Genomic DNA, 23513 nt, shown 5'->3' on the forward strand with positions numbered 1-23513 from the left:
ACCTGGTAGCCGCTGCCGCCAGGCTGCGCTGGCCTCGTGGCTCGCTGGACATTTCCAGTGACCACAAGGGCCAGCGCAGCCTCACGGCAGCGGCTACAGCATGACGCGAGGGTAACGGGCCACTTGCCTGCGACGCCAAGGCCGTGCAGTCTTGACTGCAAAAGGTGACAATAGGCCACCCATGCACGACTGACTCAACGGGAATCGCTCGATGTCTGCCGCACCCCCGCCACCTCTTTTGCGCGCCCCCACTCCCTCGCAGGCCAACCTGACGTTCTGCGAAGCCACGCCTCGCGATCTCAAGCGCTGGATCGCCACGCTGCCCAAAGCCAACCTGGGCGAAACCGCGCGCCAGCTGTACCAGGGCCTGATCGAACTCAGCCAGCTGATCACCCCTAGCGAAAACCGCCTGCAACTGCTGGAGCTGCTGCGCCCGGAAGTCTATTTCGTCTGCAGTCACCTGGAGCGGCACTTCCTCAACCAGTCAGTGGTGCTGGACGAGCGCGCCCGCAAGATCGCCAACCTGTGCCAGGCCCTGCAAAACCTGCTGGCCGTCGGCTACAAGCAGGTGGTACTGCGCGTGATTTCACGCCTCAAGGACCGCAACCTGCTGCTGGCCACCGCCATCGAGCGCGCCATGCATGCCCTCAAAGGCCCGCTGGTGCGCGCCAGCCTGCTGTATTGCCCGGTGCCTGAAGGCCTGTGGCTGGAATTGCACCAGCTGTACCAGGTGGCCCTCAAGTACCAGTTGCACCGCACATTCGTCGATGATGAGTTGGTCAGTCAGAAGCGCCAGCAAAGCATCGAGCATACCTATGCAACCGCGCTACTGATGGGCAGCTCGCGCTGCAATCAGATGCGCCAGCAGGCCATCGTGCAATTGGCCAACGTGCTGGAGCCCTGGAGCGCCCTGACCCGGGTGGTCAGCGCCAGCGACGCTTCGGCGCAATTCGCCGTGGCGCCAGACGCCGACGCACCGCCACGCTACAAAAGCCTGTTCCCGGCCACGCAACTGCCGCAAATGCTTGGCCTTGACCCGCACGCGCTGGTCAAGGCAATTACCGAATGGCTGCACTTGCCCGCCGACCAGCGCCAACGGTCCGGGCTGCTGGTACCGCCGGGCCTGACCATCGACATGCTTCAGCACCTGGCAGCGGCCTGGGGCGACGTGGCCGAGCGCACGTTCCATCGCACGCCGGGCCAAGGCACCATGAGTGTGTGCATCGGCATGAGCACGCTGCATTACTACCTGGGTGGCGAGCGCAGCTTCAGCGAACTGCTCAAGCGCCCGGAAGCCGGGCAAAGCGCGACGTTCAGTGCCAGCAAGCCCGCAGGCGCCAGCGATGGCTGGAGCCTGGCCTTCGATGCAGCCAAAACCGGTGACAGCCATGGCCTGCTGCCTTACGAAGAAATCGAGTACCCGGCCGCAGACCTAGAAGGCGGCCCGGCCAACGCCGCACGCGAATACCCGGTGCACGAACTGCAGATCGTCAACCACAGCCCCGGCGGCTATTGCCTGGCATGGCTGCGTGAAGTGCCGGCGCAACTGCAGGCCGGTGAATTGGTGGGCATTCAGGACGCCCCGTCCCAAGGCTGGAGCGTGGCCGTGGTGCGCTGGATCCGCCAGGTACGCGGTGGCGGCACGCAGATGGGCATCGAACTGATTGCCCCGCATGCCCAACCGTGCGGCCTGCAATTACTGCGCAGCAATCAGGAAAGCAGCCAGTACGTGCGCGGCCTGCAACTGCCGGAAATCCGCGCCATCGACATCCAGGCCTCGCTGATCGCCCCGCGCCTGCCCTTCCAGGAAGGGCAGAAGGTGATGATCAACACCCATGGCGAAGAGAACCGCGCCAACCTTGGGCGCAAGGTAAGCTCCACGGGCAGCTTCAATCAGTTCGAATTCCGGATCCTGGAGGCCGCCCCTGCGGCAGCCCAGGCGGAAAGCGAATTTGATTCGTTGTGGAAAGACCTCTGAGGCGCCTGTAGCCGCTGCGGCAGGCTGCGCTGGTTCTGTGCCTCGCTGAGGATTTCCAGGGTTCAGACCGGCCAGCGCAGCCTGGCGGCAGCGGCTACAGATCAGGCCTGGTTGTCGCGCACGCCCAGCAGATACAGCACGCCATCCAACCCCAGGGTAGAGATGTTGTAACGCGCCGACTGCTTCACCAGCGGCTTGGCATGCAACGCAACGCCCAGGCCAGCCTTGGCCAGCATCGGCAGGTCGTTGGCGCCGTCGCCCACGGCGATGGTCTGCTCCAGGGTCAGCCCTTCCTGCTCGGCCAGTTGCTCCAGCAGATCAGCCTTGCGCTGGGCGTCGACGATCGGCTCAACGGCAACGCCGGTGCACTTGCCATCTTCCACCTGCAGCTCGTTGGCAAACACATAGTCGATGCCCAACCGGGCCTGAATCTGCTTGGCAAAATAAGTGAAGCCACCCGACAGAATTGCAGTCTTGTAACCCAGGCGCTTGAGCTCGGCAAACAGCACCTCGGCGCCTTCGGTCAGCCGCAGCGACGCGCCGATGGCGTCCAGCACGCTCACGTCCAGGCCCTTTAGCAGTGCCATGCGCTCCTTGAAGCTGGCGCGAAAGTCCAGCTCGCCACGCATGGCACGCTCGGTGATCTCCGATACCAGATGGCCCACGCCATGGGCCTTGGCCAGTTCGTCGATGACTTCGGCCTGGATCAGCGTGGAGTCCATGTCGAATACGGCCAGGCGACGGTGGCGGCGGAACAGGTCATCGCGCTGGATGGCGAAGTCGGCATCCAGCAAGGTGCCGGCGGCCAGGAATTCGCGACGCAGCAAGGTGATATCCGCGGGCACGCCACGGGCAATCAGTTCCAGGCAGGCCTTGGCTTCGGCCGAAGCGGCAGCCAACCCAGGACGAGCCGACAGACGGTCAATGCTCTCGATGACCAGGCCGTGCCGACCCGCGATTTCGGTAACCGACTGCACCTGCGCAGCAGTGATCTCACGGCTCATCAGCGTCAGTACATGACGGTCGTCAGTGCCGCCATTGGCCCACTGCAGGTAGTCCTGTTCCGACAACGCAGTGAAGCGCGCCTGGGGCCCCGCCACCCCCTGGATACGCTCGCGAACGGCCTTCAGGCGAGCGCTGTCATCGGCACTGGCGATCACCGCCAGCGACTGCGTACCGTGAAGTGCCGACTGGGCGATGTCCAGAATGCGCACGCCATCCTCGGCCAGAGCACCAGTGATGGCCGCCAGCAGGCCAGGACGGTCGGAACCGATGATGTTGATCAGGACGATTTCGCGCAAAGGGCACCCCGTACGTGGAAAAAAATCGCATTCTACCTACTTTCAGTGACCATCGGGCACAGGCAGCGCTTTGCCGCTCTGGGGCCTGTCGCTATACTGCGCAGCAACTTCACGGACATAAAGAGCCGCGCTCAGTGAACCGGCCCACGCCAGTAAAAACCGACAATTTCTTCCTGCTGATCTTCCGGGCCCTGCGTCACCGCCGCGCCCCGATAGCATTGCGCATTGCCAGCCTCAATGTATTGCTGGTCGCCCTGGCGCTGGTGATCTACGCCTGCGTGATGGGTTTGCAATTCAAGCAGGCCATGCATCAGCAAGCCGACGCCCTGGGGCAGAGCCTGACGACGCAGACGGCAACCTCGGCCACCGAGCTGCTGGTGTCCAACGACATCCTCAGCCTCAACGTGCTGCTCAACAATCTGGTGAAGAACCCGCTGGTGGCCCACGCCGCCATTTACAGCGTGGACAACCGCATCCTCGCCGAAGCCGGCAACCGCCCCAAAAACGGGCTGCTGGGGGAAGCGGGCGGATTGTATGAAACCAAGATCACCTTCCAGGACGTCACCGCCGGGCACCTGCGCATCAGCCTGGACATGACCCAGTTCCAGCAGCCGATGACCATCAGCCTGGAAAGCATGGCCATCCTGGGCGGCATCCTGCTGTTGGTCACCCTGGTACTCAGCCTGCGCCTGGGCCGCAACCTGTCCACGCCGCTGTTGCAACTGCGGGTATGGCTGCGCGAAATCGACGAACACACCCCGGCTACCCAGCGTCAGGACGAAATCGGCGACCTGGCCCGCGACCTGCACCAGCGCTACGCCCCAGAGCCAGCGCCGGAGCCCGAGATCGAGGAACCGGAGTTCGAGGACGAGGAAGACGAAGGCCCCACCTTTGAGGTGCGCAACCTGCGTGATCCCAGCTTCGACGAAAGCGCCCCGGTACCGGTGAAGCCTGTGCCCAAACGCGTCATTCATGCCGAAGAAGATGAAGACGAGGACGGCGACGACCCGTTCGCCGACCTGCGCGACACCGCGCCAGTGGCCGCCAAGGCGGCCGTGCCCGCGCCCGTGGCGCCACGCGTGCCGCAGCACAGCGCAGTCCTGGCCGTGCAGCTGGGCGGTCAGGAACAACTGCGCCGCCTGCCCCGCGCACGCCTGCTGGAACTGCTGGAACGCTATCGCGCCTGCCTGGACCAGGCGGCCTCGCTGTACGAAAGCGAACTGCACACGCTCAATGACGGCAGCACCCTGATGCTGTTCAACAGCGACAGCAGCGGCGAAGACTACCTGACCAACGCCATTTGCTGTGGCGAACTGCTGCGTGCCCTAGGGCATCAGTTGCAGATCGAAGTCGCCGACAGCGGCATCACCCTGCAACTGCAACTGGGCCTGGTATTGGGCGACGACCTGGCCGGCATGAGCCAGATCGACCTGCTGCTGACCGAACCGGCCCAGGACGCCCTGGCCCTGTCCCAGCACAGCCGCAACCTGCTGCTGGTGGAGCGTCGCATCAGCGACGACAGCCTGGTGCGCCAGCGCGCCCGCATCCGTCCCATTGCCAGCCCCGAGGGCGCCTGCTGTGTGGAACGCCTGCTGGAGCCCTACCCGTCCCTGCTGGAGCGCCAACTGGCGCGCATGCACGAAGCCCGGGCCTGATCCCGGCGGAAAGGGGCGCCAACAGGCGCCCCTTTTCATTCCCCTACACATTGAGTAACCAAGCTGGGTGACGGGCTGAAACCCCGGCAAATGCTACGTTCTCGCCTTGGCGCATGGCGCCTGAAACCTCAGGCAAAACCTTTTGGCTGTCAGATGAAGCGTCGAGTCTTTTAGATTCAACCGCGTCATCAACGCTTCAGTCGTCAAAGGATTGCCAATGGCCCATTCAATGAGCGCCCCCAAGGAGCAGTTGGTTGCCAACGCCCATGCGCAAATGCGCCGCGCCTTGCCCGACAGCACATGGACACCGCGCCAGAAGCTGGCACTGACTTGCCGGATCTTGTTCGAGAATGGCCATGATGCCGGCCTTGCCGGGCAAATCAGTGCCCGCGGCCAACAGACAGGCACATTCCATACCCAGCAGCTGGGGCTGGGGCTGGACGAAATAACGGCGGGCAATCTGCTGCTGGTCAACGAGGACCTGGACGTGCTGGAAGGCCAGGGCATGGCCAATCCGGCCAACCGGTTCCACAGTTGGATCTACGCCGCGCGCCCGGATGTGAACTGCATCATCCACACCCACCCCACCCACGTCACAGCGCTGTCGATGCTGGAGGTACCCCTGCAGGTCTCGCACATGGACCTGATGCCCCTCTACGACGACTGTGCCTTCCTGCCGACATGGCCGGGCATTCCGGTGGGCAACGAGGAAGGCGAACTGATCGCAGGTGCCCTGGGCGACAAGCGCACCATCCTGCTCGGGCATCACGGGCATGTCTGCACCGGCAACACCGTGGAGCAGGCCTGCATGCTCGCGCTGCTGATCGAGCGTGCCGCGCAACTGCAACTGCTGGCCGGTGCTGCGGGCACCATCCGCCCCATCCTGCCCGAACTCGGCCAGGAGGCCCATGACTGGATATCCACTGCGCGCCGGGAAGCCGCCGCGTTCAACTACCAGGTTCGGCGGCACCTGCGCAAGCACGCTGACTGCCTGGGCTGATTAGGCATTACTCAACACCAATGAAAGGACTCAACATGGTCAACGCAACCATCCACGGCATCATCGGCTATACCGTGACCCCCTTCGAGGCCACCAGCGACCAGCTTGACCTGGGCGCTCTGGGGCGGACCATTGACCGCATGATCGAGGGCGGCGTACACGCCATCGCGCCGCTGGGCAGCACTGGCGAGGGCGCCTACCTCAATGACCGTGAGTGGGACCTGGTGTGCGAGCACAGCCTTCAGCACGTAGCCAAACGGGTCCCTACCATTGTGAGCGTCTCCGACCTCACCACCGCCAGCGCTATACGGCGCGCACGCTACGCGCAAGGTCACGGGGCCGACGCCGTCATGGTATTGCCAGTGTCGTACTGGAAGCTGAGCGAGCCCGAAATCCGCCAGCATTACCAGGCGATAGGCGACAGCATCGACATTCCTATCATGCTCTACAACAACCCAGCCACCAGCGGCACCGACATGTCGGTAGAACTGATACTGGACATTTGTCGCACAGTGCCAAACGTCACCATGGTCAAGGAAAGCACGGGGCAGATCGAGCGCATGCACCGGCTGCACGAGTTGAGCCAGGGCGAGGTACCGTTTTACAACGGGTGCAACCCCCTGGCGCTCGAAGCGTTCAAGGCCGGGGCCAGCGGGTGGTGCACGGCAGCGCCTAACCTGATACCCCAGCTGACCTGCCAGCTGTATCAAGCCATGCGCTCGGGCGAGCTGGACAAGGCCCAGGCACTGTTTGACCAGCAACTGCCGCTGCTCTCGTTCATCCTCAAGGGTGGGTTGCCGGCCACTGTCAAAAGCGGCCTGGCCCTGACCGGGCTGGTGGTGGGCGACCCGCGCCTGCCAGTGCAACCGCTGGATGATCAGGCAGAACGGCAGTTGTGGGATCTGCTGAGCGAGTTGCGCTGAGTCGGCTGGCCGCAAAGACGCCCACAAAAAAGCCCGCATCGCTGCGGGCTTTTTCGTTAGAAGCGGAACACTTCCATATCAGTGCGGATCGGCGAAGCGATCGGCATCTTCGGCTTGTCCGGCTCTTCCTTGGCCACTGGCTTGGCGGCGGGTTTCTTCTCTTCCACCAAGGCCGGCTGGTTGGCCAGCGGCTTGACCGCGACGCTCAACTGCTCGGCCAGGCGCTGCAGCAAAATGCCTTGCGCCTTGACCTGGGCAGCCGTGCCACCTGCGTGCTTCTCTTCAAGGTGCACGATGCGGTTATCCCGCACCTGGCCACGACGGTCCAGCAGACGCCATTGGGCGTCCAGGATCGCTGGCTGCGAATCACCGGAGTCCAGGCGGGTGATCGACAGCAGCACCTGCACATCCGGCGTACCGGTATTGGTAGCCGGTGCCAGAGTCACGCGCTGGCTGTCCAGGCGCCACGCCAGTTGGCGCAGCAGCAGTTGGTCGATGTCCGAAGACAGGCTGCCCGCCCAGCGACCGTCGGTCGCCGCGCTCAGGCTGCCATCAGGCTGACGCTGCAACAGCGTTTCACGCTGCAGGTAGTCGGCTACGGAAACCGGGCCCAGCAATACCGACATGCCGGTGCTTTGCTTGGGTTGGCCGGGGTTGCCGCTGTCGAGCTGATACAGCGCGACCGGCTGGTGAACGGCGCAGCCCGCCAGGGCCAGTACACCGGTCAGCAATAAAACAGGAAGGCGCAGAAAAGTCATCATTCCATCCAGGCGGCCGCCACAAGGCACGCCGCAGTGATACTCAACGAATTCGTCCGGGGCTCGGCCACGCCGACACCTCAAGAGGGGCATATCATCCGCGAATATGCGCCCCGACTCCAGCGTTTAAGCGTCGATCTGCGCTTAAAAACCCAAACCGACCGCTCTAGCATGCTGTCTGGAAGCAATTCCCAAACAGCATTTTCTTGTCAGCCCGCGTTTTCCACCAACAAGGCATCCACTCGCTGGAAGCCTCTAGGCAGTTTGTTGCCGCGCCGACCACGCTCACCTTTGTAATGTTCCAAATCGTCGCCCTTCAGCGACAATGTACGCTTGCCGGCCTGCAATACAAGGGTCGCACCGTCACTGAGCACCGCCAAATCAGTGACATATTCCTCACGGCTTGCCACGCGCTCACCGGGAATACCGATGATTTTATTGCCCTTTCCTTTGCCCAGCTGCGGCAGATCGGCGACTTTGAAAATCAGCAGGCGACCTTCGGTAGTGACGGCCGCCAGCCAATGGTTCTCGCGGTCCAGCACCGGCCGCGGTGCCAGCACCTTGGCGCCGTTGGGCAGGCTGAGCAGTGCCTTGCCGGCCTTGTTCTTGGCTTGCAGGTCTTCGCCCTTGACCACGAAGCCATAGCCGGCGTCGGAGGCAATCACGTAAAGCGCCTCATCCTCGGGCAGCAGCACGCATTCAAAGGATGCCCCCGGCGGCGGGGTCAGGCGGCCGGTCAGCGGTTCGCCCTGGCCGCGGGCGGACGGCAGCGTGTGCGACGCCACCGAATAACTGCGCCCCGTGGAGTCGATGAACACCGAGAACTGGTTGGAACGCCCCATGGCCGCGGTCTTGAAGCCATCGCCAGCCTTGTAGGAAAGGCCAGTGGCATCGATGTCGTGGCCCTTGGCGCAACGCACCCAGCCTTTTTCCGACAGCACGACGGTAACCGGCTCGGTCGGCATCAGCTCGTTTTCCGACAGTGCCTTGGCTTCCGCGCGGGCCACGATCGGCGAGCGACGGTCGTCGCCGTAGGTTTCGGCGTCCTTGATCAGCTCGCTGCGTACCAGCTTGCGCAGCTTGGTTTCGCTGCCCAGCAGGGCCTGCAACTTGGCTTGTTCCTTGGCCAGTTCGTCCTGCTCGTTGCGGATTTTCATCTCTTCCAGACGCGCCAACTGCCGCAGGCGGGTCTCGAGGATGTATTCGGCCTGGATCTCGGTCAGTTCGAAGCGGGCGATCAATGCAGCCTTGGGGTGCTCCTCGGTACGGATGATGTGGATCACTTCATCCAGGTTGAGGAACGCCACCAGCAAGCCTTCCAACAGGTGCAGGCGACGCTCCACTTTGTCCAGGCGGAACTTGAGGCGGCGGCGCACGGTGTTGATGCGGAATTCCAGCCACTCCAGCAGCAGCACGCGCAGGTTTTTCAACTGCGGGCGACCGTCCAGGCCGATGATGTTGACGTTGACCCGGTAGGTCGACTCCAGCTCGGTGGTGGCGAACAGGTGCTGCATCAGCTCGTCGAGGTCGACCCGGTTGGAACGGGCGATGATGACGATACGGCACGGGTTCTCGTGGTCCGACTCGTCACGCAGGTCAGCCACCATCGGCAGCTTCTTGGCCTGCATCTGCGCGGCGATCTGCTCGATCACCTTGGCGCCCGATACCTGGTGCGGCAGCGCGGTGACGACGATATCGCCGTCCTCGATGCGGTACACCGCACGCATGCGCACCGAGCCACGGCCGGTTTCGTAGATTTTCAGCAGTTCGGCACGCGGCGTGATGATTTCCGCCTCGGTCGGGTAGTCCGGGCCCTGGATGTGCTCGCACAGCTGCTCGACAGTGGCCTTGGGCTCGTCGAGCAGGCGCACGCAGGCAGTGGCCACTTCGCGCAGGTTGTGTGGCGGCACGTCGGTGGCCATGCCCACGGCGATACCGGTGGTGCCATTGAGCAGAATGTTCGGCAAACGCGCCGGCAAAACAGCGGGTTCGTCCAAGGTACCGTCAAAGTTCGGCACCCAATCCGCCGTGCCCTGCCCCAGCTCGCTGAGCAGCACTTCGGAATAGCGCGACAGTCGCGCTTCGGTATAACGCATGGCCGCAAACGACTTGGGATCGTCCGGCGCACCCCAGTTGCCCTGGCCGTCTACCAAGGTGTAGCGGTAGCTGAACGGCTGCGCCATCAGCACCATGGCTTCGTAACAGGCCGAGTCACCGTGCGGGTGGAACTTACCCAGCACGTCACCCACGGTACGGGCCGACTTCTTGTGCTTGGAATCGGCATCCAGCCCCAACTCACTCATGGCGTAGACAATGCGACGCTGGACCGGCTTGAGGCCGTCGCCGATGTGCGGCAGGGCCCGGTCCATGATCACGTACATGGAGTAGTTGAGGTAGGCCTGTTCGGTGAAGTCAGCCAGCGAGCGGCGTTCTACGCCGTCCAGGCTGAGATCAAGGGAGTCGCTCATGCGGGCCTCATCATTGTGTAGTCTGGCGCAGCAGCATGGTGCCGCCGCGCTGGGAAAATTCGAGTTGTTTCAGGGCGCTCATGCCGAGCAGCACCTGGTCGCCATCCATGTCGGGGATGGCCACGGCGCGCACGTCCTTGAGGACAATGTCGCCCAGTTGCAGGCGGTCCAGGCGCGTACGATAGCCCTGGGCCTGGCCATTGGCGGTGTTGACCGTGATCGGGTAGCCGTAGGGCAACTTCAACTGCTCGGCCAGCGACTTGCCCAGCGCCACGTCGGTGGCGCCGGTGTCCAGCATAAACTGTACGGGCGTACCGTTGATCTTGCCGCTGGCCACGAAGTGCCCCTGGCCATTGCTGGCCAGCCGCACCTCGATAAAGCCCTGGCCGTGTTCGCTGGCCACCACCGGGTTGGGGTTTTCGCGGCTCTGCTGCCAATGCCCGAAAAAGCGCGTAGCCAAAAACAGCAGCGCCGCCCAGGCCAGGATCAGGAATATCCGCCCGGCGCGCTTGCCGGCAGGCTGCTGACTCACGGCGCCACGTCCCAGCCGCCCTGCGGCGCGGCGAAGCGCCAGACAATCGGGCGTACCTCGCCGTCGGCTCGGGCGCCATCGTTGTTGTCGATACCTACCCAGGCGCCCGCGTCGTCGATGATCAGCGCTTCGGTCAGGCCGTAGTTCTGCGTGTACTGACGATTGGGCAGCAAGGCTTCATCGGCAAACGACCAGCAATGCTCGACTTTGGCGGTCTGCAGGTCGCGGCGGCAGATCTGGTAGATGTTGCGTTCCAGGGTATACAGCTTGCCCTTGTACAACGACAGGTCGGCAAAATCCCGGGATACCGGGTGGGCACCCTTGAGCTTGGCGGGCTGCATTTCAGTGCCGCCTTCGTTCAGCAGGATGCAACTGCCCCGGCAATCCCAACTGCCGTCCTGCTGCCTGTACAGCGACAGCAGCCCACGATGCTGACGCTCGGCGGCCAGCCACAGGTGGTCGCCAGCCGCATTGATGGCCAGGCCTTCGAAGATGGCGTTGAAGCGGCGCAGCATGCCCTTGGCGTAGGCCTCGCGGATCACCGCCGGGTTGATGTTCAACCAGCTTGGCTTGCCTTCCACGGGCACCTTCAGCACGGCGGCAAAGCCCTCGCTGACCAGGTAGCGGTTACCCTGGCCATCGCAAGTGATGCCTTCGAAATCCAGGATGCCGCCGCGGATCAGCGCCGCCGCATGGGCCGTGGCCCGCAGCATCATCGGCAGGCCGGTGTCGGCAGGCGGAGGCGGTGCCTGGATCAGCACGTTCTCGGCTTTCCACACGGTGCTGGTGGTATCCAGCCGGTAGATGATGCCGTCGTCGCGGTCCGATTCCGTCCACAGGCGATCGCCGCACGCGGCGATGCCCGACAGATTGCCGCCGACCATGCCGTCCACGGGGTGTTCGGCCACCAGCTTGAGTTGCTCGACCTGCCCGGCGTTGGCCAGCAGCGGCAGAACAGTCAGCAGCAACGCTGCCAACGCATGCCGCATCAGGCCAGCACCTCGGCCAGGTTGCCCTTGGATTCAAGCCACGATTTGCGGTCGCCTGCACGCTTCTTGGCCAGCAGCATGTCCATGATTTCCGACGCCTGGGCGAAGTCGTCCAGGGTCAGCTGCACCAGGCGGCGGGTGTTGGGGTCCATGGTGGTTTCGCGCAATTGCGGCGGGTTCATTTCACCTAGGCCTTTGAATCGCGTGACCTGCGGCTTGCCGCGCTTCTTCTCGGCCACCAGGCGGTCGAGGATGCCGTCGCGCTCGGCTTCGTCCAGGGCGTAGTAGATTTCCTTGCCCAGGTCGATGCGATACAGCGGCGGCATGGCCACGTAGACGTGCCCCGCATCCACCAGTGGACGGAAGTGCTGCACGAACAGCGCGCACAGCAAGGTAGCAATGTGCAGTCCGTCGGAGTCGGCGTCGGCGAGGATGCAGATCTTGCCGTAGCGCAGCTGGCTCATGTCCGCTGCGCCCGGATCGACACCGATGGCCACGGCAATGTTGTGCACTTCCTGGCTGGCCAGCACTTCGCTGCCGTCCACTTCCCAGGTGTTGAGGATCTTGCCGCGCAGCGGCAGGATGGCCTGGAATTCCTTGTCGCGGGCCTGCTTGGCGGAACCGCCGGCGGAATCACCTTCCACCAGGAACAGTTCGGCGCGCATCGGGTCCTGGCCCGCGCAGTCCGCCAACTTGCCAGGCAGCGCCGGGCCCTGGGTGACGCGCTTGCGCTCGACCTTTTTGCTGGCCTTGAGGCGACGGCCGGCGTTGCTGATGGCCAGTTCGGCCAACTGCATACCCATTTCGGGGTGGGCGTTGAGCCACAGGCTGAAGGCGTCCTTGACCACACCGGAGACGAACGCGGCGGCTTCACGGGACGACAGGCGCTCTTTGGTCTGGCCGGAGAACTGGGCGTCCTGCATTTTCATCGACAGGACGAAGGCAATGCGCTCCCAGATGTCTTCGGGCGCCAGCTTCAGGCCGCGCGGCAGCAGGTTGCGGAATTCGCAGAACTCGCGCATCGCATCCAGCAAGCCCTGACGCAGGCCGTTGACGTGGGTACCGCCCTGGGCCGTGGGAATCAGGTTGACGTAGCTTTCCTGCACGCTGTCGCCGCCTTCGGGCAACCACAGCAGCGCCCAGTCCACGGCTTCCTTGTTGCCGGCCAGGCTGCCGCAGAACGGCTCGTCGGGCAGGCGGGCAAATTCGGTGACGGCGTCTACCAGGTACGAACGCAGGCCGTCTTCGTAATGCCACTCAACCTTTTCGCCGGTGCCTTTGTCTTCAAAGGTGACCGACAGGCCAGGGCACAGCACGGCCTTGGCCTTGAGCACGTGCTTGAGGCGGCTGACGGAAAACTTGGGCGAATCGAAATACTTGGGGTCCGGCGCGAAGTACACGCTGGTGCCGGTGTTGCGCTTGCCCACGGTGCCGACGATTTCCAGGTCGGTGGCCTTGAAGCCATCGGCGAAGGTCATCTGGTACTCGTTGCCGTCACGCTTGACCTTGACCCGCACCTGGTTGGACAGGGCGTTGACCACGGAGATACCCACGCCGTGCAGGCCACCGGAGAACTGGTAGTTCTTGTTGGAGAACTTGCCGCCCGCGTGCAGCTTGGTAAGGATCAGCTCCACACCGCTGACGCCCTCCTCGGGGTGGATGTCCACGGGCATGCCGCGGCCATCGTCGGTCACTTCCAGCGAGTGATCGGCGTGCAGGATGACCTGAATCGACTTGGCGTGGCCGGCCAGCGCTTCGTCGACACTGTTATCGATGACTTCCTGGGCCAGGTGGTTTGGCCGCGTGGTGTCGGTGTACATGCCCGGGCGTTTGCGCACCGGGTCGAGGCCCGAGAGGACTTCGATGGCGTCTGCGTTATAAGAGCTAGCGCTGGGATTGGCCATGGGTTCTCATCGTCAGTCGTTCGTGAAAAATAAAAAGGCTCAAAGCTGGTCGAAATCGATGCCGCGGTACAGCCCGGGCTCGATGCCGGCGAAATTCAGCAGGCTGGGCAATTGGGCCGCAAAACCTTGGTAGCCGTGGTCGCCCCCAGCCTGGATACGCAGGGCGCAGGCGCGGTAGAAGCGCTCTGCCTGGCGGTAATCAAGGGTTTCATCGGCGGTTTGCAGCCACACTTGATAGCGCTGGGGGTCGTGCGGGGCCGCCACTTCCAGCTCGGCCAGGGCCTGCACGTGGTCCAGGGTCAGCTCCCACTGTTCACCGGTATACAGGTTTTCCTGAGTGCCGAGGAATCCGTCGAACAGACGGTGCGGGTTGACCACCGGGTTGATCAGCAAGGCCTTGAGCCCGTGGCGCTCGGCCAAGTGAGTGGCATAGTAGCCGCCCAGCGAGCTTCCCACCAGCAAGGGCGCGCCCAGCTGGGCAATCGCCGCCTCCAGCTGGCCAATGGCCTGACGCGGGTGGTGATGCAGCGCAGGCACCTGCAACTGGCCTTCCAGCCCCAGGCGCTGCATCACCTCGGTGAGCGTGCTGGCCTTCTTCGACGCCGGCGCGCTGTTCAAACCATGGATATAAAGAATGGAACCTGCCACGCCGACACCTCCCGTGCAAAAGGCGCCAGTTTACAGCGCCTTGGTGACGTTTAGGCAGGGGAAGAGGTTCTGTAACGATTTATCGGGCGGAACAACCCTACCTTGGGCAGACTCAATACCCCGCCTCTTTCTGATGACGGAACGCCAAGACGAAGACTGCATCGTCTTTCGGCTCAAATCGGTACAAAGCGACATAGCCCGAATCACCGAACTCGATGAGCAGTTCGCGCATGTCAGGGCTCAACGAGAAGGGGCGCCCCATATTTGGCGTAAGCTGAACCAGGGAAAACTGTCTGTCGATGGCCAATGCGGCGCGCGCCGCGGCCTGGGGCCCTTTTTCCAGCAAGAATTGGCGACACCGCTCCAACCCCTGTACTGCGCGCTGCGTAACGATCAGTCGTGGCACTCAGGCGCCTCCGTCGGCGCATCGCCACCCCAGCTTTTCAACCAGGTACTGACTTGCTCACCGCTCAAATGCTGACCGGTTTCCTGATAGGCGGCCCATGACTCCTGAGCCTCCAGCTTAAAGCTCTCACGCGCCTCTTCCCGCTGCACATATTGAGTGATGGCTTCGCGCATCAGCCAATGAGCCGTGCGCTGGCGCAAACCAGCCAGGTGCTGGATGCGATCTTTCAGATCGTCGTCGATCTTGATGGACGTTGCCATTGAGGCCTCCGTATCACGAGGTATTACCTTTTGATAACGCTAACAGCCATTCACATCACAGTCCATGGAGCGGAGACGTTTCGCGACAAAGGGCGCATCTGCCGGTAGCCGCTGCCGACAGGCTGCGCAGGCCCGGGTGTTCGCTGGAGATTTTCAGTGTACTCAGGGGCCAGCGCAGCCTGCGGCAGCGGCTACGGGGGGACTCAGTACCCTTCGGCACTCATGTCCGGCGTGAACTCGAAGCCTTCCAGCCGCGAAACCCCGGTCTCGATCCTGCCATCGGGCAACAACCGCAACCAGCGATAGCCCGGCGCCTTGTCATCCAGCGCGAAATCCTCGCTGCGCGGGGTGAACTGGATGCAGGTCGACGGCGAGGCAAACAGGCGCACGCCGTTGCGCTCGCGCTCGAAGTCCTGGTGGATATGGCCCCACAACAGCGCACGCACCTGAGGGAAGCGGTCGAGCACTTCGAACAGCGCGTGGGGATTGCGCAGGCCGATGGGCTCCATCCATTTGCAATCGATGGACACCGGGTGGTGGTGGAAGCAGATCAGGTGATGGCGCTCGGGCGCCTCGCTCAGGGCCTGGGCCAGCAGTTGCAGTTGATCGTCGGCCAGGTAGCCAGGCACCGAGCCTGTAACCGAGGAATCCAGCAGCGTGATGCGCCAGTTGCCCATGTCGACCACCGGTTGCAGGTAATCGCTACCTTGGGCGGCCTGCTCCATCGGTAGCGGCTCGTCGTGGTTGCCCGCGAACCAGCGCTTGGGCGCCTTGATCGGAGCAGTCAGCGCGTCGAAACGCTGGTAGGACTCAAGGCTGCCGTCCTGGGAGATGTCCCCGCTGCACACCACCAGATCGATGCGCGGCTGCTCGGCCAGCACCTGCTCGACCACGCGCGCCAGGCTGCCCGCTGTTTTCAGGCCCAGCAGTGCACCGTCGGCGTCGGCGAACAGGTGGCTGTCCGAAATCTGCACCAGCAATACGGGTTCGTCAGCGGTGGGGGTGGATGCGCTCGGCAAGGCCGTCTCCTTGAGGGGGTATCAGGATGGATTATGGTGGGGATACGGGCGGGGGGCAAACGTGGGGGCGGGATGTGGCTCACATCTGGGGATAAAAAAAGGGGGATGTGTGGAGCATGGAGGTGTATGGCGGGGGTTTTGTATCGCCCTTGAAACCGAGCGCCGCCCGCGCGGCGCTTCGCGGCCACGGGCCGCTCCTACCGTTTGTTTCGGGCCAATTATTTCAGGTAGATCTCCTGGGCCCGCCTTGTTGGCACTCACACAAAAACGCAGTGAACACACCAGGCGGACCAGGTCATGCAACAGACGTAGCTGGCCCGAAACAAACGGTAGGAGCGGCCCGTGGCCGCGAAGCGCCGTGCGGACGGCGCTCGACCTCAAGAACACCGAAACCCTCAAGCCCTGCACCTGCCCGTCCCAAAAACGAATTCACCCCCTACCGCACATACTCATACTCATGCCCACACGCCAGGCAATGGCTCAGCCACTCCCCCAGAAACAGGTTCAACTGAGCCTTCTCATCCGGCTGATGCATGCTGGCGTTGGGGTACGGGTACACGCTGCGGAACCTGCGCGCATGCTCGGCGCTGACCACTTCGGCCATGCGCGCGTCGTGGTACACCTGCACTTCCAGGCTGGGCACCGGCAGCCACGGCAAGCTGTGTTCCTGACGCACGCGCAGGGTGGTGGTGTAGGGGCAGGCGAGCACCACTTCCAGGGTCAGCACGCCCAGCATCTGCTCACCCTGGGTCATGGCGACTTTGCGCGAATGCTGGTCCTGGCGCATGTTGGGCAACAGGCGCATCAGGCGTGCGTAGTTGGCCTCGCAGGCTGCCTGCAGGCCGACCAGGTCGACACGGTAGCGTTCGCGCAACGGGTTCACTTCCACAGCCCCCTGACTTCCTCGCGGTTCAACGCCAGCCACTGCAGGGCGATGATCGTTGCCGCGTTGATGATCTTGCCATCACGCACGGCCTGCAGGGCGTCTTCGTAAGCCCAGACGGTCACGCGGATGTCTTCGTTTTCTTCCTTCAGGCCAAACAGCCCACCCACGCCTTCACTGTCGCAATGCCCCAGGTACAGGTGCACGAACTCGTTGCTGCCACCAGGCGATGGGAAGTATTTGGTGATGGGCCACAGCGAATGCAAGGTCAGTCCAGCTTCCTCCTCGGCTTCGCGGTGCGCAACTTCTTCCGGTTGCTCGGCCTTGTCGATCAGACCGGCAACCATTTCCACCAGCCACGGGTTGGCGGTTTTCAGCATGGAGCCAACGCGGAACTGCTCCAGCAGCACCACTTCATCACGTTTGGGATCGTAGGGCAGCACGCACACGGCGTCGTGGCGCACGAACACCTCGCGGGTCATTTCCTTGCTGGTGCCGCCATCGAACAGTTCGTGGCGCAGGTGCAAGCGGTCCAGTTGGTAGAACCCCTTGTAGCAGTTCTCGCGCTTGAGAATCTCGACCTTGGTCGGCTGTGCCCTGTCTGTCATGTGTAACCTCGTTCATCGTCCATGCCGCTTGGCGCCATCCTAACTGCGATGCCACGGCTTTGCAGCCCCTTTCAAGACGCATCGGCGGACGGCAAGATAGGCGGCAAGCCACCGTGCGGATACTATTGAGCTTAGTGGCGAACTGAAGGCGATGCCGAGAGTCGAAGCACGACAACATTTGCCCCGCCAGCCCCTTCCTGACCGTCAAGGAACACCATGTCGCTTCTGAAATTCACGTCCATGGCCTGCCTGGCCCTGACCCTGGGTGCCTGCCAAAGCCTGTTCCAGCCGAACCTGAAAGCGCCGCTGGAAACCAAACGTGATGCCTTCGAGCACATCAAGCCCGGCTGCACCACGCCTGATTGCCCGCTGTTCAACCTGGACGTGGTGCACTTCCCCAGCGAGCCGGACCTTGAGCCGATTGTCGAACGTCGCCTGCTGCAATTGACCCGCACCGACAACGACGCGCCGCTGCCCGCTTCCCTGCAGGCCTACGAAAGCAGCTTCTTCAGCAAGGCCCCGGCGCGCTACGGCAGCTACCTGCAATCCAAGGTACGCGAGCAGCATGACGGGCTGGTGATTGTCGAAGTATCAAGCTTCCTGGACACCGGCGCGCCGGAAGGCACGCCAGGCCGCGGCTTCATCAATTGGTCGCGCCCGCTGCACAAGGTGCTGACGCTGCAGGACATGCTGGTGCCTGGCGAGGAGCCGGCGTTCTGGAAAGCGGCCGAAGAAGCCCATCGCGGTTGGCAGGTGCAGAACGGCTTGGCCAGCGACCCCAAGTTCCTCAAGGACTGGCCGTTCAAGCAGACGCCGCACATCGCCCTGACCTACGGCGGCATCATCCTCAAATATGACGTCAACACCATCGCGCCGTACGCCTTGGGCCAGCCGGAAATCAAGCTCGACTACCCAAGGCTCAACGGCGTGATCAAGCCGGAACTGTTTCCCGGCCGCGGCTGAAGGCCGATAGCACCGCATGCAGCACACCGGCCAGCAGCAATGACGGCAGGGTAGCGCCCACCTCAGGGTAGAGGTTGGCCAGCACGTGGTAGGTGGCAATGCCGCCTACCCAGGCCACCAGCGCGGCCCAGCGCAGCGGCACGGCCTGGACCTGAGCGCTGCGCTTGCGCAGGATGAAGTGATCCACCAGCACCACGCCGAACAGCGGCGCGAACACCGAGCCGATCAGCAGCAGGAAGTTCTGGTACTGGGCCAGCGGCGCGAAGCAGGCGATCAGCGTGCAGATGATGCCGATGGCCAGCGCCAGGTGCTCGACCTTCAGGCGTACCAGCAGGCCAGTGGATACCGCCGCCGAGTGAATATCAGCAAAGGCGTTTTCCGACTCGTCCAATAGAATCAGCAACAGCGGAATGCCCATGCCGGCACCGGCCAGCGCCAGCAGCAGCGCGTTGGTTTCGCCACTGGGTGCAAAAGCCAGCGTGTAGGCCACGCCCAGGCTCATCAGCCAGAAGTTGCCGATGAAGAAGCCCAGTACAGTGCCACCGAACACGCCCTTGGCCTTGCGACCGAAGCGCGAATAGTCGGCGATCAACGGCAGCCACGACAGCGGCATAGCAATGGCGATGTCGAAGCCCACGGCGAAGGCCATGCTGCCGTCACCCGCCTTGGCCCACAGGGCGCCCAGGTCGGCCTTGGCGAACAGGTTCCAGGTCAGCCACAGGCAGGCGGCCAGCAGCAGCCAGATGCCCCATTTACGCAGGATCTTGCGCACGAAAGTCAGTGGCCCGCTGACCGCCAGCAAGGTGGCCAAGGCGCCGAACACCAGGGTCCACAGCGTCGGATTGGTCAGCAGGCTGCCCTCGCCAAACGCCCGGGCGCCGAGCAGGCTGGCCGCGTCGCGCATGACGATGATTTCAAAAGCGCCCCAGCCGATCAGCTGCAGCAGGTTGAGCAAGGCCGGCAGCGAGGCGCCATATTGGCCCAGGCTCAGGCGCAGTGCCGCCATGGACGACAGGCCCGTGTCACTGCCGATCACGCCGACGGCGGCCAGCAGCACCACGCCCACGGCAGTGCCCAGCAAGATCGCCAGCAACGAGCCGGACAAGCCCAGGCCTGGCGCCAGCAGGGCGCCGGTCTGCAGCACCATCAGGCCGATGCCCAGGGAGAACCACAGGGAAAACAGGTCCCGCGCGCCGAATACGCGCTGGGAGGGAGGGACGGCGACGTCCGGGGAGTAATGGCTGGGTGTGTTCAATTTGGATCTCGGGTGAGGTGGACAAGCCGTAGCCGCTGCCGCCAGGCTGCGCTGGCCCGCCTGTGCACTGAAGGTTTCCAGCGAACATCAGGGCCAGCGCAGCCTGGCGGCAGCGGCTACGCGGTATCGTTGATCAGACTTTCTGGTACAACTGGCTGCCTTCCTGCTTGAAGCGTTCGGCCTGCTCGCGCATGCCCTCCTCCCTGGAGATATCCACAGCCTCGATTTTCTGGTTGGCCGCGTATTCGCGCACTTCCTGAGTAATCTTCATCGAGCAGAACTTCGGCCCGCACATGGAGCAGAAATGCGCCACCTTGGCCGAATCCTTGGGCAGGGTTTCATCGTGGTAGGCCCGCGCGGTATCAGGGTCCAGGCCCAGGTTGAACTGGTCTTCCCAGCGGAACTCGAAACGCGCCTTGCTCAGGGCATTGTCGCGGATCTGCGCACCAGGGTGCCCCTTGGCCAGATCGGCGGCATGTGCGGCGATCTTGTAGGTAATGATGCCGGTCTTGACGTCATCCTTGTTCGGCAGGCCCAGGTGCTCCTTGGGCGTGACGTAGCACAGCATGGCGCAACCGAACCAGCCGATCATCGCCGCACCGATGCCCGAGGTGATGTGGTCGTAGCCCGGCGCGATGTCGGTGGTCAGCGGGCCCAGGGTGTAGAACGGCGCCTCGTCGCAGCACTCCAGCTGCTTGTCCATGTTCTCCTTGATCAGTTGCATGGGCACGTGGCCCGGGCCTTCAATCATGCACTGCACGTCGTGCTTCCAGGCGATCTTGGTCAGCTCGCCCAGGGTTTCCAGCTCACCGAACTGCGCTTCATCGTTGGCGTCGGCAATGGAGCCGGGGCGCAGGCCGTCGCCCAGCGAGAAGCTGACGTCGTAGGCCTTCATGATCTGGCAGATTTCGTCGAAATGGGTGTAGAGGAAGTTCTCTTTATGGTGCGCCAGGCACCACTTGGCCATGATCGAACCACCGCGGCTGACGATGCCGGTGACGCGCTTGGCGGTCATGGGCACGTAGCGCAGCAGCACGCCGGCGTGGATGGTGAAGTAGTCCACGCCCTGCTCGGCCTGTTCGATCAGGGTGTCGCGGAACAGCTCCCAAGTCAGGTCCTCGGCCACGCCGTTGACCTTCTCCAGCGCCTGGTAGATCGGCACGGTACCGATCGGCACCGGCGAGTTGCGAATGATCCACTCGCGGGTTTCGTGGATGTGCTTGCCGGTGGACAGGTCCATCACCGTGTCCGAGCCCCAGCGGATGCCCCAGGTCAGCTTGGCCACTTCCTCCTCGATGGAAGAACCCAGCGCGCTGTTGCCGATGTTGCCGTTGATCTTCACCAGGAAGTTGCGGCCGATGATCATCGGCTCAAGTTCGGTGTGGTTGATGTTGGCGGGAATGATGGCGCGGCCGCGGGCGATCTCTTCACGCACGAATTCGGCGGTGATCTCCTTCGGGATGCTGGCGCCGAAGCTGTGGCCCTTGTGCTGTTCCTTGAGCAGACCGGCGGCGCGCGCCTCGGCCAGCTTCATGTTCTCGCGGATGGCCACGTATTCCATCTCGGCGGTGATGATGCCCTGGCGCGCGTAGTGCATCTGGCTGACGTTGGCGCCGGCCTTGGCCCGCCGCGGGTTGCGCACGTGGGCGAAGCGCAGCTTGGTCAGCTCTTCATCGTTGAGGCGCTGCTGGCCGAAGTGGGAGCTCAGGCCTTCCAGGCGTTCGGTGTCGCCACGGTCGTCGATCCATGCCGAACGCACGTCGGCCAGGCCCTTGCGCACGTCGATCACCACGTTGGGGTCGGTGTAGGGGCCGGAGGTGTCATACACGGTGACCGGGGCGTTGATCTCGCCACCGAAGTCGGTGGGCGTCACGTCCAGGCTGATTTCACGCATGGGCACGCGGATGTCGGGGCGCGAGCCCTGCACGTAGACTTTTTGCGAACGGGTGAACGGCTTTACCGATTGCGCGTCGACCTGGGCCGATTCGCTCAGGTGGGCAAGGTTTTTTTCTTGTTTACTCATCACAGGCTCTCCAGACAGCATCCAGCAGTGGAATGTCGGGAGTGGAACCTGAAAAATGCACGGACTGCACCTGGGGCGGTGCTGTGCTTTGGCCGTCGCAACTGTTCAATAATTGAACAATTTCCCGGACGAAGCACAAGAGGACTCGCCGGGAGGACGAGAAATCTTGTTCCCTACGCAGGCGTTAACCTGATCAGGTTCAACGGGATCCGGATTAACCGATCTCAGCCTTTCACTCAAGGCACCCCGACAAGAACGCCATCAGTCTAGACGCGCGGGGGCGAAACGCCAAGGGTTGTGTAATGGGGCGGGATAAATGGCGGATATGACGGATTGTTGCAGCACGCCCGTGCAACTACACTCGCACAGCGTTTAATTACAAGGATTGAATCATGCTGCGCAACATTGCACTGGCGATTGCGGTGTCGGGTGCCTTCAACGCAATGCCACAGGCAGCAGAGATTGCGCCCCTGGCCAGCCGTACCGATCTGGTCAGCGTCTATCAGGAAGCGGTGAACAACAACGCCGACCTGGCTGCGGCCCGCGCCGACTACGCCGCCCAGAGCGAAGTGGTGCCCCAGGCCCGCGCCGGCCTGCTGCCCAACCTGTCGGCCGGCAGCGACATCACCAACGTGCGCACCCAGCTCGACGAGCCTTCGCAAACCACCACGCGCAGCGGCACCAGTTACCAGGCCACGCTCAGCCAGCCGATCTTCCGTGCCGACCGCTGGTTCCAGCTCAAGGCCGCGAAGGCGGTGAACGAACAGGCCGCGCTGCAACTGTCGGCCACCGAACAGAACCTGATCCTGCAGACCGCCGAAAACTATTTCAGCGTGCTGCGCGCCCAGGACAGCCTGGCCGCCACCAAGGCCGAGGAAGCCGCGTTCCGGCGCCAACTGGACCAGTCCAACGAGCGGTTCAACGTGGGCCTTTCCGACAAGACCGACGTACTGCAATCCCAGGCCAGCTACGACACCGCCCGCGCCAACCGCATCCTCGCCCAGCGCCAGGTGGACGACGCCTTCCAGGCGCTGGTGACGCTGACCAACCGCGACTACAACTCGGTGCAGGGCGTGGTGCACACCCTGCCGGTGCTGCCGCCCAGCCCCAACGATGCCAAGACCTGGGTGGAGACGGCCTCGCAGCAGAACCTGAACCTGCAGGCCAGCGCCTTTGCCGTTACCAGCGCCGAAGAAACCCTGCGCCAGCGCAAGGCCGGGCATGCGCCCACGGTGGACGCGGTGGCCAAATACGAGAAAGGTGACAACGACTTGCTGGGTTTCAGCAACCCCAGCTCATTTCCCGGCGTGACCTATCGCGGTGACGTGGAACAGCGCACCGTCGGCTTGCAGGTCAACATCCCGCTGTACAGCGGTGGCCTGACCAGCTCCCAGGTGCGCGAAGCGTATCAGCGCCTGAACCAGAGCGAGCAGCAGCGCGAAAGCCTGCGCCGCCAGGTGGTGGAGAACACCCGCAACCTGCACCGCGCGGTGAATACCGATGTGGACCAGGTACAGGCGCGCAAGCAGTCGATCATTTCCAACCAGAGTGCGGTGGAGGCGACCGAGATTGGCTATCAGGTGGGTACGCGCAACATCGTCGATGTGCTGGATGCGCAGCGGCAGTTGTATTCGTCGGTACGTGATTACAACAACAGCCGGTATGACTACATCCTCGACAACCTGCGGCTGAAACAGGCGGCGGGCACGCTGAGCCCTCAGGATCTGCAGGACCTGGCGCGCTGGCTGAAGCCTGATTACAACCCGGACAAGGACTTCCTGCCGCCGGATTTGGCCAAGGCTGCGCAGGACCTGCTCAAGCCCCCGAAGAAGCCTTAGGATGCCTGTAGCCGCTGCCGCCAGGCTGCGATGGCCCTGTGCCTCACTGGAGATCTAAAGGGTTCATACCGGCCAGCGCAGCCTGCGGCAGCGGCTACGTGG

General features: G+C 63.4%; 20 protein-coding genes and 1 riboswitch. Of the genes, 6 read left to right on the forward strand and 14 right to left on the reverse strand.

Annotation, left to right across the window (positions count from 1 at the left end; translation table 11 throughout):
* Nucleotides 1-211 precede the first annotated feature (211 nt).
* A complete protein-coding gene (locus tag ACZ9GA_RS25865) occupies nt 212-1978 on the forward strand; it encodes a molecular chaperone (protein ID WP_457359805.1) in 1767 nt (588 codons plus the stop codon).
* A 101-nt stretch (nt 1979-2079) separates the two neighbouring features.
* Here ACZ9GA_RS25865 and serB read toward each other — a convergent pair whose 3' ends face one another.
* Nucleotides 2080-3279 carry a phosphoserine phosphatase SerB gene (serB, locus tag ACZ9GA_RS25870; protein WP_457359803.1) on the reverse strand — a complete coding sequence of 400 codons (1200 nt, stop codon included), beginning with the start codon at nt 3277-3279 and terminating at the stop codon, nt 2080-2082.
* A gap of 134 nt (nt 3280-3413) precedes the next feature.
* Between serB and ACZ9GA_RS25875 the strand changes: the two genes are divergently transcribed.
* From ACZ9GA_RS25875 to ACZ9GA_RS25885, 3 genes are all read left to right on the forward strand, one after another.
* Nucleotides 3414-4934, forward strand: coding sequence for a histidine kinase (locus ACZ9GA_RS25875; protein WP_457359801.1), 1521 nt, complete (start codon nt 3414-3416; stop codon nt 4932-4934).
* A gap of 217 nt (nt 4935-5151) precedes the next feature.
* Nucleotides 5152-5934 (forward strand): aldolase, encoded by a 783-nt coding sequence (locus ACZ9GA_RS25880; RefSeq protein WP_457359800.1) that lies wholly within the window; start codon nt 5152-5154, stop codon nt 5932-5934.
* A 35-nt stretch (nt 5935-5969) separates the two neighbouring features.
* Complete coding sequence (locus tag ACZ9GA_RS25885) at nt 5970-6857, forward strand: dihydrodipicolinate synthase family protein (RefSeq protein WP_457359798.1); 888 nt, start codon at nt 5970-5972, stop codon at nt 6855-6857.
* A 56-nt stretch (nt 6858-6913) separates the two neighbouring features.
* Here the strand turns inward: ACZ9GA_RS25885 and ACZ9GA_RS25890 are convergent, their stop codons facing one another.
* The 11 genes from ACZ9GA_RS25890 to ACZ9GA_RS25940 all read right to left on the reverse strand — a co-directional run bounded on the left by ACZ9GA_RS25890 (nt 6914) and on the right by ACZ9GA_RS25940 (nt 17332).
* Nucleotides 6914-7615: a PqiC family protein gene (locus ACZ9GA_RS25890; RefSeq protein ID WP_457359796.1), complete on the reverse strand. Its 702-nt coding sequence runs from the start codon at nt 7613-7615 to the stop codon at nt 6914-6916.
* 209 nt (nt 7616-7824) lie between these two features.
* Entirely contained in the window at nt 7825-10083 is a 2259-nt protein-coding gene (gene parC, locus ACZ9GA_RS25895) for a DNA topoisomerase IV subunit A (protein ID WP_457359794.1), read from the reverse strand.
* 10 nt (nt 10084-10093) lie between these two features.
* The gene (locus tag ACZ9GA_RS25900) at nt 10094-10615 is read right to left on the reverse strand and encodes a retropepsin-like aspartic protease family protein (RefSeq protein ID WP_457359793.1); all 522 of its coding nucleotides are present in this window, start codon (nt 10613-10615) and stop codon (nt 10094-10096) included.
* Nucleotides 10612-11604 (reverse strand): esterase-like activity of phytase family protein, encoded by a 993-nt coding sequence (locus ACZ9GA_RS25905; protein ID WP_457359792.1) that lies wholly within the window; start codon nt 11602-11604, stop codon nt 10612-10614. The genes ACZ9GA_RS25900 and ACZ9GA_RS25905 overlap by 4 nt, the downstream gene beginning before the upstream one ends.
* Nucleotides 11604-13508, reverse strand: a complete 1905-nt coding sequence (gene parE, locus ACZ9GA_RS25910; protein WP_457359790.1) for a DNA topoisomerase IV subunit B — start codon at nt 13506-13508, stop codon at nt 11604-11606. The genes ACZ9GA_RS25905 and parE overlap by 1 nt, the downstream gene beginning before the upstream one ends.
* Before the next feature lie 39 nt (nt 13509-13547).
* Nucleotides 13548-14156, reverse strand: coding sequence for a YqiA/YcfP family alpha/beta fold hydrolase (locus tag ACZ9GA_RS25915; RefSeq protein ID WP_457359788.1), 609 nt, complete (start codon nt 14154-14156; stop codon nt 13548-13550).
* Nucleotides 14157-14268: 112 nt separating this feature from the next.
* Nucleotides 14269-14562: a type II toxin-antitoxin system RelE/ParE family toxin gene (locus tag ACZ9GA_RS25920; protein ID WP_457359787.1), complete on the reverse strand. Its 294-nt coding sequence runs from the start codon at nt 14560-14562 to the stop codon at nt 14269-14271.
* A complete protein-coding gene (locus ACZ9GA_RS25925) occupies nt 14550-14822 on the reverse strand; it encodes a CopG family ribbon-helix-helix protein (RefSeq protein ID WP_457359785.1) in 273 nt (90 codons plus the stop codon). Before ACZ9GA_RS25925 ends, ACZ9GA_RS25920 begins: the two co-directional genes overlap by 13 nt.
* Before the next feature lie 203 nt (nt 14823-15025).
* Nucleotides 15026-15841, reverse strand: a complete 816-nt coding sequence (gene cpdA / locus ACZ9GA_RS25930) for a 3',5'-cyclic-AMP phosphodiesterase (RefSeq protein WP_457359783.1) — start codon at nt 15839-15841, stop codon at nt 15026-15028.
* Between the two features lie 436 nt (nt 15842-16277).
* Complete coding sequence (locus ACZ9GA_RS25935) at nt 16278-16730, reverse strand: DUF1249 domain-containing protein (protein WP_027979741.1); 453 nt, start codon at nt 16728-16730, stop codon at nt 16278-16280.
* Nucleotides 16721-17332: an NUDIX domain-containing protein gene (locus ACZ9GA_RS25940; RefSeq protein WP_027979742.1), complete on the reverse strand. Its 612-nt coding sequence runs from the start codon at nt 17330-17332 to the stop codon at nt 16721-16723. The genes ACZ9GA_RS25935 and ACZ9GA_RS25940 overlap by 10 nt, the downstream gene beginning before the upstream one ends.
* Nucleotides 17333-17548: 216 nt before the next feature.
* Between ACZ9GA_RS25940 and ACZ9GA_RS25945 the strand changes: the two genes are divergently transcribed.
* On the forward strand, nt 17549-18295 hold the full coding sequence (locus ACZ9GA_RS25945) for an RsiV family protein (RefSeq protein WP_457359781.1): 747 nt from the start codon (nt 17549-17551) through the stop codon (nt 18293-18295).
* On the opposite strand, the gene cytX is transcribed toward ACZ9GA_RS25945, so the two are convergent.
* Both cytX and thiC read right to left on the reverse strand, forming a co-directional pair.
* Nucleotides 18264-19550: a putative hydroxymethylpyrimidine transporter CytX gene (gene cytX, locus ACZ9GA_RS25950; protein WP_457359780.1), complete on the reverse strand. Its 1287-nt coding sequence runs from the start codon at nt 19548-19550 to the stop codon at nt 18264-18266. The genes ACZ9GA_RS25945 and cytX overlap by 32 nt on opposite strands.
* A gap of 133 nt (nt 19551-19683) precedes the next feature.
* On the reverse strand, nt 19684-21573 hold the full coding sequence (gene thiC, locus ACZ9GA_RS25955; protein ID WP_457359778.1) for a phosphomethylpyrimidine synthase ThiC: 1890 nt from the start codon (nt 21571-21573) through the stop codon (nt 19684-19686).
* A gap of 153 nt (nt 21574-21726) precedes the next feature.
* Nucleotides 21727-21832: riboswitch (TPP riboswitch) on the reverse strand.
* A gap of 133 nt (nt 21833-21965) precedes the next feature.
* On the opposite strand from thiC, the gene ACZ9GA_RS25960 reads away from it, so the two are divergent.
* On the forward strand, nt 21966-23411 hold the full coding sequence (locus ACZ9GA_RS25960; protein WP_457359776.1) for a TolC family outer membrane protein: 1446 nt from the start codon (nt 21966-21968) through the stop codon (nt 23409-23411).
* Nucleotides 23412-23513 lie beyond the last annotated feature (102 nt).

Source organism: Pseudomonas sp. TE3644 (genome assembly GCF_056278815.1).